At 39.1% G+C, this 16,215-nt stretch carries 17 protein-coding genes and 1 riboswitch; of the genes, 3 read left to right on the top strand and 14 right to left on the bottom strand.

Going from position 1 to position 16,215, the window contains the following annotated elements; translation table 11 throughout:
- Nucleotides 1–8 precede the first annotated feature (8 nt).
- From VK91_RS02050 to VK91_RS23155, 3 genes are all read right to left on the bottom strand, one after another.
- A complete protein-coding gene (locus tag VK91_RS02050) occupies nucleotides 9–638 on the bottom strand; it encodes a TetR/AcrR family transcriptional regulator (protein ID WP_231595547.1) in 630 nt (209 codons plus the stop codon).
- 85 nt (nucleotides 639–723) lie between these two features.
- A complete protein-coding gene (locus VK91_RS22795) occupies nucleotides 724–891 on the bottom strand; it encodes a hypothetical protein (RefSeq protein ID WP_167444835.1) in 168 nt (55 codons plus the stop codon).
- 62 nt (nucleotides 892–953) lie between these two features.
- Nucleotides 954–1,076, bottom strand: coding sequence for a hypothetical protein (locus VK91_RS23155; RefSeq protein WP_004229388.1), 123 nt, complete (start codon nucleotides 1,074–1,076; stop codon nucleotides 954–956).
- Nucleotides 1,077–1,105: 29 nt separating this feature from the next.
- A riboswitch (cobalamin riboswitch) is annotated at nucleotides 1,106–1,298 on the bottom strand.
- A gap of 705 nt (nucleotides 1,299–2,003) precedes the next feature.
- Between VK91_RS23155 and VK91_RS02045 the strand changes: the two genes are divergently transcribed.
- Together VK91_RS02045 and VK91_RS02040 are read left to right on the top strand one after the other, a co-directional pair.
- The gene (locus VK91_RS02045) at nucleotides 2,004–2,369 is read left to right on the top strand and encodes a VOC family protein (protein WP_048390278.1); all 366 of its coding nucleotides are present in this window, start codon (nucleotides 2,004–2,006) and stop codon (nucleotides 2,367–2,369) included.
- Between the two features lie 241 nt (nucleotides 2,370–2,610).
- On the top strand, nucleotides 2,611–3,552 hold the full coding sequence (locus VK91_RS02040) for a C40 family peptidase (RefSeq protein WP_231595546.1): 942 nt from the start codon (nucleotides 2,611–2,613) through the stop codon (nucleotides 3,550–3,552).
- 333 nt (nucleotides 3,553–3,885) lie between these two features.
- Here the strand turns inward: VK91_RS02040 and murF are convergent, their stop codons facing one another.
- Both murF and VK91_RS02030 read right to left on the bottom strand, forming a co-directional pair.
- A complete protein-coding gene (gene murF, locus VK91_RS02035; RefSeq protein ID WP_048390276.1) occupies nucleotides 3,886–5,271 on the bottom strand; it encodes a UDP-N-acetylmuramoyl-tripeptide--D-alanyl-D-alanine ligase in 1,386 nt (461 codons plus the stop codon).
- A gap of 141 nt (nucleotides 5,272–5,412) precedes the next feature.
- Nucleotides 5,413–6,807: a UDP-N-acetylmuramoyl-tripeptide--D-alanyl-D-alanine ligase gene (locus tag VK91_RS02030; protein WP_048390274.1), complete on the bottom strand. Its 1,395-nt coding sequence runs from the start codon at nucleotides 6,805–6,807 to the stop codon at nucleotides 5,413–5,415.
- A gap of 140 nt (nucleotides 6,808–6,947) precedes the next feature.
- Between VK91_RS02030 and VK91_RS02025 the strand changes: the two genes are divergently transcribed.
- On the top strand, nucleotides 6,948–8,159 hold the full coding sequence (locus VK91_RS02025) for an ATP-grasp domain-containing protein (RefSeq protein ID WP_048390271.1): 1,212 nt from the start codon (nucleotides 6,948–6,950) through the stop codon (nucleotides 8,157–8,159).
- A gap of 76 nt (nucleotides 8,160–8,235) precedes the next feature.
- Here the strand turns inward: VK91_RS02025 and VK91_RS22330 are convergent, their stop codons facing one another.
- The 9 genes from VK91_RS22330 to VK91_RS01980 all read right to left on the bottom strand — a co-directional run bounded on the left by VK91_RS22330 (nucleotide 8,236) and on the right by VK91_RS01980 (nucleotide 16,130).
- Nucleotides 8,236–10,428 carry a YheC/YheD family protein gene (locus tag VK91_RS22330; RefSeq protein WP_082148101.1) on the bottom strand — a complete coding sequence of 731 codons (2,193 nt, stop codon included), beginning with the start codon at nucleotides 10,426–10,428 and terminating at the stop codon, nucleotides 8,236–8,238.
- A gap of 79 nt (nucleotides 10,429–10,507) precedes the next feature.
- Nucleotides 10,508–10,939: a hypothetical protein gene (locus VK91_RS02015; protein ID WP_036081468.1), complete on the bottom strand. Its 432-nt coding sequence runs from the start codon at nucleotides 10,937–10,939 to the stop codon at nucleotides 10,508–10,510.
- Between the two features lie 149 nt (nucleotides 10,940–11,088).
- A complete protein-coding gene (locus VK91_RS02010) occupies nucleotides 11,089–11,739 on the bottom strand; it encodes an HAD family phosphatase (protein ID WP_048390268.1) in 651 nt (216 codons plus the stop codon).
- 212 nt (nucleotides 11,740–11,951) lie between these two features.
- Nucleotides 11,952–12,314 (bottom strand): multidrug efflux SMR transporter, encoded by a 363-nt coding sequence (locus VK91_RS02005; protein WP_048390266.1) that lies wholly within the window; start codon nucleotides 12,312–12,314, stop codon nucleotides 11,952–11,954.
- Between the two features lie 13 nt (nucleotides 12,315–12,327).
- The gene (locus VK91_RS02000; RefSeq protein WP_048390263.1) at nucleotides 12,328–12,651 is read right to left on the bottom strand and encodes a multidrug efflux SMR transporter; all 324 of its coding nucleotides are present in this window, start codon (nucleotides 12,649–12,651) and stop codon (nucleotides 12,328–12,330) included.
- A gap of 25 nt (nucleotides 12,652–12,676) precedes the next feature.
- Nucleotides 12,677–12,895, bottom strand: coding sequence for a helix-turn-helix transcriptional regulator (locus tag VK91_RS01995; protein ID WP_004229412.1), 219 nt, complete (start codon nucleotides 12,893–12,895; stop codon nucleotides 12,677–12,679).
- An 11-nt stretch (nucleotides 12,896–12,906) separates the two neighbouring features.
- Nucleotides 12,907–13,545, bottom strand: a complete 639-nt coding sequence (locus tag VK91_RS01990; protein WP_048390261.1) for a DUF2975 domain-containing protein — start codon at nucleotides 13,543–13,545, stop codon at nucleotides 12,907–12,909.
- 118 nt (nucleotides 13,546–13,663) lie between these two features.
- Nucleotides 13,664–15,184 carry an osmoprotectant update ABC transporter permease/substrate-binding subunit OpuFB gene (opuFB, locus tag VK91_RS01985; protein WP_048390259.1) on the bottom strand — a complete coding sequence of 507 codons (1,521 nt, stop codon included), beginning with the start codon at nucleotides 15,182–15,184 and terminating at the stop codon, nucleotides 13,664–13,666.
- Nucleotides 15,174–16,130, bottom strand: coding sequence for an ABC transporter ATP-binding protein (locus tag VK91_RS01980; RefSeq protein ID WP_048390257.1), 957 nt, complete (start codon nucleotides 16,128–16,130; stop codon nucleotides 15,174–15,176). Before VK91_RS01980 ends, opuFB begins: the two co-directional genes overlap by 11 nt.
- Between the last annotated feature and the right edge of the window lie 85 nt (nucleotides 16,131–16,215).

The raw sequence follows: 16,215 nt of genomic DNA, 5'->3' as shown, positions 1-16,215 counted from the left end.
CCTTCTTTTTATAAGTTTGTTTGAAGACCATGTAACACGAAGTTCACTGCAAGCTCCGCAATCTGATCAGGTGTTGCTTGTAATGAAGAACGGTTTAAAAAGGGATTGTTCAACGAATACATTAACGTTCCCATAATAAAGTTCAGTGCAACATCAAGTGACTCGAAGTAAATGGTCTGTTGCTCCTGACAAGCCAATAAAATTGTCCGAAGTTGCTCCCAGGAAGGTAAAAACACATCCTTTAGCATCTCAAGCCTAGGACTATTCATGACTATTTCTTGCTGTAATATATCAATTAACTCATGCTCCTGGATTCGGTAAAGAACAAAGTTACGACAAAAGCTACGAAGCGCACCGATTGAATCTTGAACGTCATAATGAGCATTCATAAAGGTGTGGCGTAGCGGTTCAAATAATGCATTAAAGACATTTTCCTTGCCACCAAAATGATAGGAAACAAGTGCAAGTGACACATCTGCTTCTTCACAAATTTGTCTCACCGTGGTGCCATCAAAGCCCCTTGATGAAAACAAGGTTTTTGCCGCTTGTAAAATTTGATCCTTTACCTCTTTATTTTTTTCTTTTTGATCGATAGTTCTCACCTCTTTTTTGAACAAACGTTCAAAACAATTGTTCAACGAAATTGTACGCCTACTATTATTAATTGTCAAAGCATGCGCTTATTAAAAAATGGCTACTTCATTTTTCGAAGTAGCCAAACATCTATCCTCTTAATTCTTTCAAAACATTTGCGTACGCTGCTAAAATAGATTGCTCATGTGAAGCATCATGCCCAACATATTGTTCGACAAGCTCCTTTAAGGGTTTAGGCTCTTGCATAATTTCAAATTTGAATAAGCTTTCATAGTACTCAACAACTTGTGGATTCATGTGGACCGCTCCTTTAATTTTTTACATAAAAAAACATCTTTCCCTCATCAGAAAGATGTCTACTATGACAAATACACGACATAATACGGTGATTGCCAGATGGAAAGAAGCTTTCTATTAAACATAGAAGCACCCTTTTTAGCAATCATCGTACTATGAGCATGCAGGAGAAATTCTCTAGTCACACTCAACACCCCCTATCCGCGTAGGTTTTTTGGCTGTACTAGATAAAGGCAGGTCTCCTGGCTTATGTTCATCACACCTTTCACCTTCCCATTACGACTCGTAACAGTGGCCTTTTGAAATGTGCTCCCATTTACAGTTGCGGGACAGCGTCGGATTCACACCGATCTTCCCTTTTAAACAAATTAAAAAATCTAATTTGTACCTCTATCCTATTATTCCGTTTTTATTATTATACCATAGTATTAAATCTTAACAGAATAGAAATGTTGGGCTTTTGAAGTTCTAAAGATTAGATTTAGAGCTCTATCCCTCTCTTTTGAGGTTTTATCCACTTAATTTGAAGCGCTATCCTCCACTTTTAAAGTTCTATCCACCAGTTTAAACCCTATCCTTCCATTTGATGATTCTATCCACCAGTTTTTGAATTCTATCAACTACTTTTGAAATTCTATCCACCAGTTTAAACTCTATCCTTCAATTTGATAATTCTATCCACCAGTTTTTGAATTCTATCAACTACTTTTGAAATTCTATCCGCTAGTTTAAACTCTATCCTTCCATTTGATGATTCTATCCGCCAGTTTTTGAATTCTATCCTCTACTTTTGGAGCGCTATCCGCTAGTTTAAACTCTATCCTTCCATTTGATGATTCTATCCGCCAGTTTTAGAATTCTATCCTCTACTTTTGAAATTCTATCCGCCAGTTTAAATTCTATCCTTCCATTTGATGATTCTATCCACCAGTTTTAGAATTCTATCCTCCACTTTTGGAGCGCTATCCGCTAGTTTAAACTCTATCCTTCCATTTAATGATTCTATCCACCAGTTTTTGAATTCTATCCACCAGTTTAAACTCTATCCTCCCATCCATTTCAAATATTTAGAAATTACTCTATAATTAAGAAAAAAAAGGGGGCGGTCTGAGATGATTATGGGTTTACATCATGTGCAAATAACAATTCCGAAAGGTTGTGAGGAGCAAGGGAAGGATTTTTATTGTCATGTCTTAGGACTTCAAGAATTAGAGAAGCCTGATTCTCTTAAAGGACGTGGGGGATTTTGGTTACAGCTTGGTCAACAGGAGGTCCATGTAGGGACAGAGGATGGCTTCGATCGTTTGACCACAAAGGCGCATATTGCATATCAAGTAGCGGATATTCAGTATTGGCGGAAGAAACTCGCAGCTCATCAAATCAAGATACTCGATTCTGTGCCTATTCCTCATTACGAGCGTTTTGAATTCCGTGATCCCTTTGGTAATCGTGTAGAAATGATACAGAAAATCGTGTAGGCTGCCTCGTTTTGGGGCAGCTTTTTTCATGGAATTGTTCCATATTACATCTTACTGAAACATTTGTAATAAAACTGTAAATTCCCTTGATAAAGCCTTTTATAGCAAGTGTTGAAGCCCTCCCTTCAGTTACCCTGGTAACATTTACCGCCCAGAAGCCCTACTTTTTCATGCTACGATTATTTCCATGGCAAAGGTATACAGGAGAAATCCTACTAGATGCTTTAGGAGGTTACACAACATGAATAAACGATTTTTATCTACAACACTTGCATTAACAATTGGATTTAGTTCATTTGGAATGGTGCAAACAGCGATCCAGCCAATACAAGTAGAGGCTGCGACTACAAATGCTCAGAACAACGCACAGGCGGTAGCTGCAAAAGCAGACCAATTAATTCAGACTGGTAAAAGCTTAATGGGGCAAGCAACATACAGCAATTCGGTTTACAAGCCTACATACCCATACAAATTTTCTTGTGCTTCATTTTTAATGTACATCTTCGAGAAAAACGGGGTAGACCTTGGTACGTATAATGAAAATTATATGATTCAGCAAGGGACTTATGTAGCGAGAAACCAATTACAAAAAGGCGATTTAGTGTTCTTTAAAAGTAAAAAAACGGGAACTGATCCCGATCATGTCGGTATGTATATTGGCGACAATAAAATCATCCATATGGCTGATACCAAACAAAATATAGTTATCTCTGATTTAAATAGTAAGCCGTATTATAAAGAAAACTATGTATCGGCACGTAGAGTATTACCTACTCTGCTATCAGCCAACCCTGCAACAAAAGGCGATAAAATTGTTGAGAATGCGCTGACTTATAAAAATAAAGTATCGATTAGCTCGACAACAAATGAGTCAAGTCTACGCTTTACCGCTCCAGCATTTGTCGATTTCATCTACCGTAAAAGTGGCGTTAAACTCGGATCAACTTCTTTAAGCGGTTTAATGAGCAAAGGATCAACTGTAGCGCGTGCTAATTTGAAAAAGGGTGATTTAGTCTTCTTTAATAGTGTGAAAGGTTCAAAAAAACCTTCTCTTGTAGGGATTTATGCAGGCGATCACCGTATCATCATCCCTAATTCCGATGGTGTCATGACAAGAGTATTATTTGTTGATTATTATGCTCAACACTATATTACTGCGAAGCGCGTTATCTCTACTAAATAACTCTACGCCCTGTTAAGTGCACTGACTTTTACAAGTACAGGTTTTACTTACTATGTCTTTAAGAAACATGGTATTGAGTTGAAGAATAAATTAGCAAACACAAGCTTTAGTTGGTAAACGTATTCAAAAATCTCAGTTTCAAAAAGTAGATTTATTATTCATCTCTACCAATAGAAATCACACAAACGAGGATCTATTATAGGGAGTAATCAATATATTAATATGACTAAGAACTGTTGTGAAACAAAGTTTAAGCATAACATGGGTAACAGCTCGGCGTGTTTTAAAATAAGTAAGAATTGGGTGTCTCATTCATTTTGAGACACCCTTTTTCTATGCGTTTTTTAGTTTATTGGCAAATTCGATCATGGATCTACTAGACATCGGTCCCTTAATTAAAACTATCGTGTCCGCATCTAGCTTTGGTTTCAATAATTCTAAAACGCCTGCTACCTCTTTAAACGTATGAACCTCTGCGCTGGTTCCATCCTTTTGCGCTTGATCGGCAATCTTCTCTGCCCTTTTGCCGATGGTAATCAATGTATCGATCTTTCTTACTGCTACCATGGAGCCGATTTCGCGATGATATTTTTCTTCAAAATTGCCTAATCGCTTTATATCCCCTAAAACAAGAATGACCTTTTTGTCTTTTCCCACCGTATCTAGCACTTTTAAGGCTGCCTCTACAGATGTTGGGTTATTTGTCCATGTATCATCAATAATCGTACTGTCACCAAGTCCTGTCGTAAATTCTAAATGTCTTGCCATCTGTTTAAATGTTCTTAGTCCTGCGATTGCCTGACGAATGGTCAGCCCCATTTCATGGCTAGCTGCAATCGCGGCTAAGGCATTATAGACCTGATGCTCTCCATAGCCTGGGACAAACACATTGTATGTTTCATCCGCTACCTCTAAAACAAATTTCATGCCCGTATTGGCAAACTCCACTTTCGAAGCCTTGTAATCTGCCGTATCCTGTAAGCCAAACTTGATAATCTTCCCTTTAAATCTTTTCAATGAGATTTTTTTAGTATTGGCATCATCAGCATTGATGATTAACGTGCCATCTTCTTTAATGCCTTCCACAATTTCTGCCTTGGCCTTAATATAGCCCTCCAAATTGAGACAGCCATCTAGATGATGCACACCAATGTTTGTAATGATGCCAATAGTTGGCTGATAGATCATACATTGATGTTTAATATTCCCCGTATTCCCTAAGCCTAATTCAAAGATAGCGGCTTGTGTTTTATCGTCAATGCCTGTTAAATAAGGTAATGATTGCCTTGGCTCGTTTTTACTACTGATGGATGCTTGCACTTGCCAATGCTTACTAGCAATATGTTTTAACATCTCTTTTGTCGTTGTTTTCCCACAAGTTCCTGTTAAAGCCACAACGGGAATTTCAAAGAGCCCACGATAATACTCGATAAATGTCCAATATGCCTGTGCAACACTTTTCACTTGTAAAACGGTTGTATTCTCCAGTGCATTTTTTAACTCTGTAGACGGTTTATCGGATATGATAAGAGACGGACCTTTCCGATCAATCTCTTGCCAATTGATTTGATCGTTTCGACTAACAAACAGGAGCGAATGGCTCTTTGTTAAATCATGCCGATTATAGTAGATCGCCTGCTTAACAGACCATTGTTCAGATCCGTGAATGAGCTTTCCCTGTAGGACATTCCTAAGTTTCTGCACACTAATGGATTGCAAGTGTACTACGCCTCCTCTCTTTATCAATCTTGTAGATGACTTATTTCTTCTCTTGATCTAGCGTGCTGCTTTTTGATCAATTACTATACCTTATTAGAAAGCTCTTCTATGTGGCACAGTCAATATCCTATATTAAAAAAGCTAATCAGCAGGTGGTGGAGGCTTTAGCTTTAGCTCCGTTGCTAGTTTAGAGACCTGTTTGCTATACATATCTCCCTTTATGAGAATGATGGTATTTTCATCCACAATCTTCTGCAATAACGGATAGACTAGCGTACTATTTTTAAATGTATAAACAGGCGCGCTAAATCCTAGCTTTACTGCATGATCAGCCATAATCCTTGCGTGTTCTCCAATGGTAATCAGGACATCCACGCCAATACGTTGAATTAATTCACCCGCCTGTTCGTGAATAATGTAGCCCCACGAACCTAAATCGGTAATCGTACCAATAACCGCAATCTTTTTCTTTCCGTCACCTAATTCATTCAACACTTTTAAGGCAGCCTCTAAGGAAGTGGTTGTAATACTCCATGTATCATCCAATAACATGGAATGATTAATGCCCTCAAAGAGTTGCAGTTGTTTTTTTAATTGACGGAATGATTGAAGCTGTTGTGCTGCGACTGGAATAGGGATCCCCATATCATGGACCGCGGCAATGGCAGCAAGAGCATTATAAACCTGATGCTCTCCAAACCCTGGTACAAGTATGTCATAGCTTTTTCTATCATGATGCAGAATAAATTTCATCCCTTTTTGATAGTAGTGGATATGGCTTGCGCGAAAATCACAGGAGTCATGCTTTCCTACCCTAATCAAACGCCCACGAAATCTCGAAACATCTATTTTTTTCGTATTCATATCTTCAGCATTGATAATTAATGTACCTTTTGGATGAACGATATCTAGCATTTCTCCCTTTGCTTGAATATAGCCTTCTAATGTTTTGCAATAATTTAAATGATGGGCTCCGATATTCGTAATAATACCGATTGTCGGTTTGAAATATCTTCCTGCATTCGTAACGTCTCCAGGTGAGCCCACTGCTGTTTCAAAAACGGCAGCCTCGGTTTCATCCTCAATGCCCAGTAAATATTGCAAAGAAGCCGTTCTAGAATTGCTGCTCAATGTCGTCGCAGTCACTTTCCGATCAGCCGAAAGAATATGTTTAATCATCTCTTTTGTCGTTGTTTTGCCTGATGTACCTGTGATTGCGACAATCGGAATATGAAACTGGCTGCGATAAAAATGGACAAATTTCCAATAGGCCTCTTCTGCATTCGCTACCTGTATCATAATGACATGATTGGGAATATCAGTTGGCCGATAAGCTCTATCGGTCACTAGCACTAGAGGAGAAAGTGGCTCAAGATTTTTCCAATTAACAATACGTTTACTTGTAAAAAGGGCCGTATTGGACTTTTTCACTTGCTTTAATCGATAAGCCCCATGCTGAATCAGTGTATCCTCTGACCCGTGCACTAGATAGCCTGCCGTAATCATTGCTAAATTTTTCACCGAAAGAGGCTTCATATCTTTTCTCCCTCCTTTCTTTTCTAGTATATGTAACCTTTTAAAAGTTGCTTGGATGTAGACAAGATACATAACTAGAGGAAATCTATTTCATTGCATATATATAAAGGTGATTAAGTATCTAAGTACCAATAGAAGGAGTGATATACCTGAAAGCCATTGTATTTATCGGTACAAACAAATCTGGGTCTAGTCGTGAAGCAACAAGGGCAGCAGAAAAATTAGGCTACTTCACAGTACTTTTCACAAATAATGAAAAACAACTTCAGCAGCGCAGAGCCTACCCCGACATCCATAAAATGATACTCATTGATACTTTTGATATCGAGAGCATGAAAGATGAAATTGAGAAACTAGGAAAAGCTGGATTAAATATTAAAAGTATCGTTAGTTTTGTTGATCCATTTGTCCATATTGCTTCAATACTATGTGATGAATTTTGTCAGAACTATACATCCTCCAGTGCCATTGAAACTATGGAGGATAAAGAAAAAACAAGAAAGTTTTTACAAGACCAACCATACTCACCAAAATTTTCGCTCATGAAACCGAACGAACCTATAGCTAAAAATTTAACCTTTCCATTAATCGTAAAATCTCCTAAATCAACTGGCTCAAAAGATGTCTTACTAGCAACGGATGCCGACCAGCTCAATAACCACCTCAAAGCACTACGCAGTAAAAATCCCTATGAAACCATCATGATTGAAGAATATCTAGATGGCCCTCAATATTTAGTAGAGGCGGTTGTTTATCAACGACAACCACATGTCATTGGTATAATTGAGCAAGAAATTACCCAAGGAAAACGATTTATCATTACTGGCTATGGTGTTCTAGTGAAAGCCCCTAAAGACATCCAATCAGGCATCGAGGAGGTACTCCATTCCATCGTGAAAGCCTTTGGTATTGAGAATGGGGCACTTCACTTAGAGCTTCGATTAACCCAAAATGGTTGGAAACTTATCGAGATCAATCCTCGAATTTCAGGTGGCGCTATGAATAATATGCTACAAGCAGCTCTAGGTTTTAGTTTAGTAGAAGAAACACTAAAGATTTTGCTAGGAGAACAGCCTAATCTGCAACCAAGACACAAGAAATTTGTGTATACAAAATATGTCATTGTGGAAAGTAGAGGTATTTTAGAAAAGGTTATTGGCAAGGCAAGAGCGACAAGATCAACTGGCGTCGTTGAAGTATATGTCAAACCAAGAAGAGGCACCCTCCTTACCCCACCTTTATCGATGGGTCATCGTTACGCCTATGTCATAGCAGAGGGAGCAACCTTGAAAGAAGCAAGAAATCACGCAATCACTGCAGCGAAGGAAATAAAATTCATTTTGAGAGTTTGAAAAAAATAACCCGAATAATTGCCGCTTGCCAGTGGACAGTTACTCGGGCTTTTTTATCTTCATAAGTCGTAAACAATTATTCTTCTTTAAACGTTTGATCTAAAAACTTCACGGTTTCAAACATATTGGTTTTACTTGCACCCTTCACAAGAATGGTATCATGGGGCTTAATGAGCTTTTCAAGGAGGGCATGCAATTGATCTTTATTAATAAAATGATGTACTCTGGATGGGTCCATGCCCTTCGCGATGGCAGCATTACTCATTTCATCTGTCCTAAAGCCATAGGTAATAAATTCATCGATGCCGATCTCATACACGTACTCTCCAACCTTACGATATTCCTCTTCCCTCAAGACACCAAGTTCTCGCATTTGCCCAATAATGGCTACCTTGCGATTTGTAGCGATATTCTTCAGTACATCGAGCGCAGCACGAACCCCCTGCGGATGAGAGTGTACGGTATCATCAATAACCGTTATATCATCACGGCAATTATAAATCGTTAAACGTCTTGGTGGTTTTTTAAAGTTGAGCCCTGCCTGAATATCAAGTGGACTAAATCCTAAAAGATCAGCCACTGCCACTGCATTCAATGCGTTGTATACATGATGTTCTCCTAAAATAGGAATATATAATTCTATTTCTTGCCCATGCAGCATCATTTTAAAGGACATGCCGACATCTTTATATTGCAAATCATATGCACGGTAATCCGCTTCTTTTTTAATGCCTACCGTGATGATTTTCCCTTTAAATTGCTGTGTCTCTAAGTATCTTGAATTGTCATCATCTTGATTGACAATGAGTAATCCCTGTTGATCCATGCCATGAATCAATTCCGATTTTGCCTTGGCAACACCCCTTACATCTCCATCAAAGTTCCCAACATGGGCTAAGCCTATATTCGTTACAATACTAATATTCGGCTGGATGATGCTACAGTGATTGGTAATAATGCCTGGGTAAGCCATACCATACTCTAATACAACGGCCTGATGTGTATCATTGATTTCTTCCTTATGCTTTTTCGTATGCTCCGTCGTATTCCAATAATCCTTTGATTCAAATACATTCCACTTTTTCGATAAGATCGAACCCACAAATGCCTTTGTTGTGGTTTTCCCTGCACTTCCTGTAATCGCAATAATAGGTAGGGTTTTCTTTGCCTCCACCTGCTTCGTTTTTTGTTGGACAATTTTCTTTTTCATTGGTTTTTGATTTTTGGCAAGATACATGGCATAACGGATGGAATGAATGACCACATCTAATTCCAAGTAAAAGGCAGGAGGACAGCCTGGGCGCCAATTAACCTCATACATCCAAATTTTTTGATTTTGATCTAACCCTACATCAATGCCAATTTCATCAATAACTTCCCCAAATTTCGCCATTTGAATTTCATCCAGATGATGTGCCAGCGCCAGTGAAAAATGCTCAAGCATTCGCCGAATATTATAGGCCTCATCCTTAAACTCCTGCTCCAAAAAAGGATCTAAATAATTGGTATAGCCACCGTTATTAATATTCGGTATGATGGAGCCATTCGGTGCAATGCGTGGATACACCGTTGTCACTACCCATTTACCTTCTCCATTTTTTTGAACATGCAGGCGGAAATCATAGACCTGACCAGATTTTGTAACAGATTGAATATACGGCTGCATAATAAAGGTGCCAGACGCAAGTTGCTCCTTTATCAATGCATCCAATTGTGGCTTTGTATAGGTTGTCGTGGTGCTATCCTTTCGCACCTCAAAATATTTGGCTCCCGCCTTCGTTATAAAATAAATACCCTTCCCTTTTCGTCCATCAATTGGCTTAAACACCACTCGTTTATAATAATTAACGAACTTATGAAATAAATCGGCATCCTTTACAATTTCAGAGGGAATCAAATACTGTTCAAATTCCTTCGCTTCCTTTAATCGTTTCATCACATTCCATTTGTTCCCGATTGAATGGGTTGTGAATGGAATCTCCTCTTTTAAACGGTCAATAATCTCCTTCGAGACAGATAATTTCTCAGGGCTTCCTGCATTATAGATAACATCAGGAAAGGGCATTGTTTTCTCTTGCCATTGTCCATTCTCATAGACCTTTGCTCGAATAGAACGTTTGGCAAAGTCCACACTTTTAGGTGTGAAGTAAAAAAATGTTGCGCCTTCAGCTTTCGCAACTGCTGCAAAGGCATAGGACTTGAGTACTGTTGTTGGATCAAGTCGATGATGCAGCATACCAATAATCGTCATAGCTAAACTTCCTTTCATTAGATTCTCTCTCTATTACATTCACTTTGTATCCCTTGCATATAGACAGATGCTCTAGCTTTAGTAGTTTAATATGGTACTACCATTTCGGCTCTATGATAAATTTCCCCTTCAACATGTCTGGCTTTAAGAGCTGAATGGCCGATATACCACTGAGTTCAATAGATTTCTTTGTACTTGTTTTTTCTAACCTCACCACATCTGCAATCGAATTTGTATCGTTTCCTTCATAATCAAAAGCACGCAACAACGATACTGTGCCACGGCAACGCTCTCTATCAACAGCCTCAATGCGGAAAAACTCTGTCTCAAACTGTTTCACTGTATCCAATAAGCTTAAATGAGCACCACTATGTGTAATTAAAAAAAATGGAATCGTATCACTCCCGACAATTTTAATAAGTAACTGACCAAAATATTTAGAATGAAAATTCATCATAATATCCTGAAGATCCTTTAAATCACTTAAAGCTTCACATAAAAAGTGATTTCTTTTCTTATCACTATTCAATTCGTAGCCCCCTCCCTTAGTTTGACTATACGATTTGATCCGTGTAAGTTGCCCTCTCGTTATCATATGTTGCGACAAAAAATATGGCGACTTCTTCCTAAAGAAACTAAAAAAACCTCCACCAATGAGGGGGAGGCTTTTTCAAAAGCTTATGTTACGAGGAGATCATGTATTGTATATTGTTCTAATGCAGAAACGGTATGGTGTTTTGTATTGAATGGTAATTGCTTGGTAATCTCGTTCGGAATGACCACTGTATAAAGTCCCGCTGCTACAGCGGCTTGTGCGCCATTCGGTGAATCCTCAATTGCCATGGCCTCATCAGCCTCTACTCCTAATTGTTCAAGCGCCTGCAAGTAAAGCTCTGGATCAGGCTTAACATTTGTCACCGTGTCAGCGCTACAAAAGCAATCAAAGTAATGTCGGATACCCAGCCGATCCATATACACATCAATCCATTGACGACTGGAGCTACTAGCAAGTCCAATCTTCAAACCCGCTTCCTTTGCCTGCTGTAGCAATGTTAAAATACCAGGTCTTAGCGTTTCCGTTTCCATCCATTGTGCATGGCGTTGCTGAATGGATGTTTGAAAAGCCTCCACATCCAGTTGTATGTGATGATGTGTAACAAGATATGTATAGGGATTAAAGGTTTGAAGATTGGTCCCAAGGCACTCAGCATAGGTTGCTAACGATAATTCAACACCATATTGTGCATAGGCATCCTTAAAAACGTTATACCATGCTGTTTCCGTATCAATGATTGTACCGTCAAAATCAAAAATTAGAGCTTTTATCATCAAATTCCCCCATTCTATTGGTTTGCGCTGAACTAAGCCTAGGTTTTGGCAGACCTCTCCATCGATTTTCTAATCCTATCCATTACTTTCGCATCTCTATCCGCCTATCCTCAAGCATCCAACTCTTTTGCAAAGCTATCCATCACTTTGCTAATCCTATCCATCAATTTAGACCCGCTATCCACTACTTTCGCATCTCTATCCGCCTATCCTCACAGATCTGACCCTTTTGCTAGGCTATCCACCACTTCTTCATCTTTATCCCCCTGATTCAACAAGATAACGCCTCCTATAATGAGGACAATACCGATCGCAGAATAAACAGTAAAAATATCGTGCCAAATGACAATGCCTACCAGAACGGTTAAAGCTGTGCCGACACCTGACCAGATAGCGTAGGCCAAGCTTAATGGCATGGTTTTTAAGCAGAGGGATAGGCTATAAAACGAAATACCATAGCCAATTGCTACCGCCAAGGATGGAACGAGGACAGTAAAGCCGTCTGAGAACTTCAGCATGGTTGTTGCAAAGACCTCGCTTATAATCGATAGTGTTAAAAATAAATAGCCTTTCATCCTGTTCAGCCTCCTAATGACCACCAGCAAGATTGAGTACCACAACACCCAAGATAATGCATAGAATCCCTAATACTTTCTTGCGATTAAATCGTTCCTTATAGAGGACAACTCCCACAATAGCGGTTAACGCTGTCCCTAAACCTGCCCAAATTGCATAGGCTGTGCCAATAGGAATCACTTTTAATGTTAAGGCTAAACAATAAAATGCCGTTCCATAGCCTACTACTACGCCAATTGATGGCCCAATTCGTGTGAAGCCCTCCGTACGCTTGAGCAAGGAACTGGCAAAAACCTCTGCTATAATAGCGAGCATTAAAAAACTAAAAGCCGTCATTCAAAAAATCCTTTCTGCTTTGCTTCTAGATGTCATCTTCTTCCTCTACATACTCCAATATATCTCCTGGCTGGCAGCCCAAAGCTTTACAAATGGCATTTAATGTAGAAAAACGTACGGCTCTTACTTTGCCTGTTTTTAAATTAGAGAGATTGACAATCGAAACATCTACCCTCTCTGCAAGTTCACTCAGCTGCATTTTACGATCCGCTAGCATACGATCTAATCGAATAATTATGGTCATGTTTTCACTTCCTAAGCTGTTGCCTCATATTCATCCTGAAGGAATGCACCGTATCGGAAAATACGTGCAAAGGTCCAAATCACCACACCACATAGTAAAAGAGTCCAGTGAATGCCTGTAAAATGATAGCTAATCCCCTTGATCAAACCCGTCTCTACAAATCGGGACTCCAATTGGAATTGTTGCATAATCAGATAGACGGTATATGTACGAAATGCATTTACTGTCAAGCTCAATACAATCACACAGTAGGCAATTCTCTCCATTTTTTTACTATTAGCGAGTGAAAATACAATACCTTTTGATAAGTTACTTAATATATTCCTCACTTGTACAATAATCATTAATAAAATAGCTATGTATATTGTAGCAGTAAATAGAAAGGTCATGACATCTTTTTTTGAATAGTGAATGTCCCTTGTCACATGGTCTGCCAGCTTCATTTCCAATCCTTCTAACTGAACGGCAGCGGTCACACTGCCCTTTGCTAATAAATGATTCACTTGTTGCTCTGATACCACCATTGCTCCCACCATAAATATCGCGAGCATCGTCAAGACAAAAATCATCATCACCATGATGATGGTAAAAGCGGTACGAAGCCCCTTTGTCATCCATCGAAATTCTTTACTTTGAATTGTTTGCCCCATTATCAACCTCTTCCTCCCTTCTCTCTATTATACATACCATTTTATCTTTATCAATAATTTTTTAATGTTTATCATTAATAAATTATTGATAAAGATAAACCCTCTAAAGGTAGAGGGTTTATTTTAATAATCCTATCTTTACTAAATATTCTTTTGCTACTTCTGCTGCAAGCTTTCCTTCTACATTCACCTGATAATTCATTTCTCGCATTTCATCATCTGTAATGTGATCAGCTAGTTGATTTAACGCTTCTCCAATCTCTGGATAGTCAATCAGCGTTTCTTTCCTTAGTAAAGGCGCTCCCTGGTATGGTGGGAATAATGCTTGATCGTCCTCCAATACACGTAGCTTGTATTGACGAATTTCACTATCCGTTGAATAAGCATCTAGCAAATTAATATCACCTGATTGTATTGCCTGATAGCGAAGCTTTGGCTCCATCGTTGCAAGTGTCGTAAAGGCTATCCCATACCGTTTTTGTATGCCAACATAGCCATCCTCACGGTCATTAAATTCTAATGTAAAGCCTGCTTTCACCTTCTGCTCTATCGGTTTAAGATCAGAGATTTTTTGCAGTTGATAGCTCTCAGCCAGCTCCTCTGATACAGCGAGTGCATACGTATTGTTATAGTTCATGGGGCTTAGCATGACCATATCAAATTGCTCCTGCATCCCCTCTTTTGCCTGAAGATAGACGTCCTCTTGGTTTTTATTAATGGCTTCTTCCTTTAAAAACTCCGAAATAGCGGTGCCTGTAAATTCAGGGTAAATATCAATGCTGCCCGATTTCAATGCATTAAATACAAATGAAGTTTTACCAAGCCCTGGCTTTAATGTCACCGTTAAATCGGTCTCCTGCTCAATTAATAATTTATACATATTGATGAGAATCTCAGGCTCCGCACCAAGCTTTCCTGCAATGACTATTTCATCTTGCTGTTTACTGCTTAGGAGCGGGAAGAAAATCATTACCAGTGCCGCTAAACTAATGAGACTCAACGTCGTTATTGTTTTTTTAAAGGACAGAGATTCTAACTTTTTAAGCGCCACATCAAAAATCAGGGCTAAAATAGCAGCGGGAATGGCTCCTATAAGAATGAGTGCCGTGTTATTTCGGTCAATCCCAAGTAATATAATATCTCCTAAGCCTCCTGCACCAATTAAAGCAGCTAATGTTGCTGTCCCCACAATCAGCACCATTGCTGTCCGAATACCAGCCATCATAACAGGCATAGCAAGTGGTAGCTCAACCTTTACTAAACGCTTTGATCGATTCATTCCCATAGCTAATGCCGCTTCTTTCAGTGATGGGTCAACTTCATTAATCCCAGTATAGGTGTTTCGTAGAATAGGCAGCAACGCATAGACCACTAACGCAATAATTGCGGGAACTTTCCCAATACCGAATAAAGGGATTAATAAGCCGAGCAACGCTAATGAAGGAATCGTTTGCAGCACAGCACTGATTCCAATAATACTCTCAGCTATTTTCTTTTTATTGGTTAAATAGATACCTAGGGGAATAGCGATGAGGACAGCAAAAAATAGCGCAATAAAAGAGAGTTGGATATGCTCTAGTAATGCAGCCAACAGCTGTGCCTTCCGTTCCTGAAATACATCTACCACATTAGCCACCATGCACATGCCCTCTTTTCTTAGAATCCGCTGCTAAATAACGAAGCGTGGAAGCTCTTGTCACCATGCCAATGAGCTTGCCATTTTCTTCGACACCTAACAAGTCATGCTCGGCTAATTTTTCAAGAATCGTCGGAAATGGGGCATCAACAGGAATGGTATGCCCAAAGTCGTTTGTCACTGTGATTGGCTGTAACACATCATGGATCGTAAACAATTGATCCGACTGCTTACCTCCAATAAACTGTTGGACAAAATCATTTACAGGATTTTGTAGCAATTGCTGTGGAGTGCCTATCTGAACAATTTCGCCATCTTTCATAATACAGAGACGATCTCCTAATTTCAGTGCTTCCTGCATATCATGTGATACAAATACAATGGTTTTCTGGATGGTACGCTGCATCTCTAGTAGATCATCCTGTAGTTTGGTGCGACTAATAGGGTCTAGCGCACTAAAGGGCTCATCCATTAAAATAATTTCTGGGTCAGCTGCCAAGGCACGAACAACGCCAACCCTTTGCTGTTCGCCTCCTGACAGCTCCTTTGGCTTACGCTGACGATATTTCGCTGGCTCCAGCCCCACCAACGCTAATAGTTCGTCTACACGCTGATGGATTTTCGTTTTACTCCATTTCTTCAGTTCTGGAACAACCGCAATATTTTCCTCTATTGTCATATGCGGAAATAGGGCGATTTGCTGTAGTACATAGCCAATACTCCAACGCAGCTCATGGATATTATAATCGCTAATTCTTTTATCATTGATCCAGATGGTGCCTGCTGTTAAGGGTATTAATCGATTAATCATCTTCAACAAAGTAGTTTTGCCGCATCCACTAGGGCCAATAATAACAAAGAATTCACCCTTTTTAATTTCTACATTTAGCGCTTTGACAGCTATTTGGTTGTTATCATATTGTTTTGAGACATTGTCAAATGTAATCATCTGTCATCTCCTTTAAAAATGTGCTCATGAAATGCGTTCACTTTTTATATTTCACCAACAAAAATCATTTCAAACATTTGTAGAT

Origin of the sequence: Lysinibacillus sp. LK3, from assembly GCF_001043675.1 — a bacterium.
In the GTDB taxonomy this organism is placed as follows: Bacteria; Bacillota; Bacilli; order Bacillales_A; family Planococcaceae; genus Lysinibacillus; species Lysinibacillus capsici.
The sequence above is the reverse complement of the archived record's forward strand: the minus strand, read 5'-3'. Positions and strand labels throughout refer to the sequence as shown.

Excerpts from the sequence above, each read along its gene's own strand:
- VK91_RS02030 (WP_048390274.1), bottom strand. The coding sequence starts at position 6,807 with ATGAAGCCTCTTTCGGTGAAAAATTTAGCAATGATTACGGCAGGCTAT.
- VK91_RS02000 (WP_048390263.1), bottom strand. The coding sequence starts at position 12,651 with ATGACGGCTTTTAGTTTTTTAATGCTCGCTATTATAGCAGAGGTTTTT.
- VK91_RS01995 (WP_004229412.1), bottom strand. The coding sequence starts at position 12,895 with ATGACCATAATTATTCGATTAGATCGTATGCTAGCGGATCGTAAAATG.
- VK91_RS02010 (WP_048390268.1), bottom strand. The coding sequence starts at position 11,739 with ATGATAAAAGCTCTAATTTTTGATTTTGACGGTACAATCATTGATACG.
- VK91_RS02040 (WP_231595546.1), top strand. The coding sequence starts at position 2,611 with ATGAATAAACGATTTTTATCTACAACACTTGCATTAACAATTGGATTT.
- VK91_RS01990 (WP_048390261.1), bottom strand. The coding sequence starts at position 13,545 with ATGGGGCAAACAATTCAAAGTAAAGAATTTCGATGGATGACAAAGGGG.
- VK91_RS02005 (WP_048390266.1), bottom strand. The coding sequence starts at position 12,314 with ATGAAAGGCTATTTATTTTTAACACTATCGATTATAAGCGAGGTCTTT.
- VK91_RS02045 (WP_048390278.1), top strand. The coding sequence starts at position 2,004 with ATGATTATGGGTTTACATCATGTGCAAATAACAATTCCGAAAGGTTGT.
- VK91_RS22795 (WP_167444835.1), bottom strand. The coding sequence starts at position 891 with ATGAATCCACAAGTTGTTGAGTACTATGAAAGCTTATTCAAATTTGAA.
- VK91_RS22330 (WP_082148101.1), bottom strand. The coding sequence starts at position 10,428 with ATGAAAGGAAGTTTAGCTATGACGATTATTGGTATGCTGCATCATCGA.
- VK91_RS01980 (WP_048390257.1), bottom strand. The coding sequence starts at position 16,130 with ATGATTACATTTGACAATGTCTCAAAACAATATGATAACAACCAAATA.
- opuFB (WP_048390259.1), bottom strand. The coding sequence starts at position 15,184 with ATGGTGGCTAATGTGGTAGATGTATTTCAGGAACGGAAGGCACAGCTG.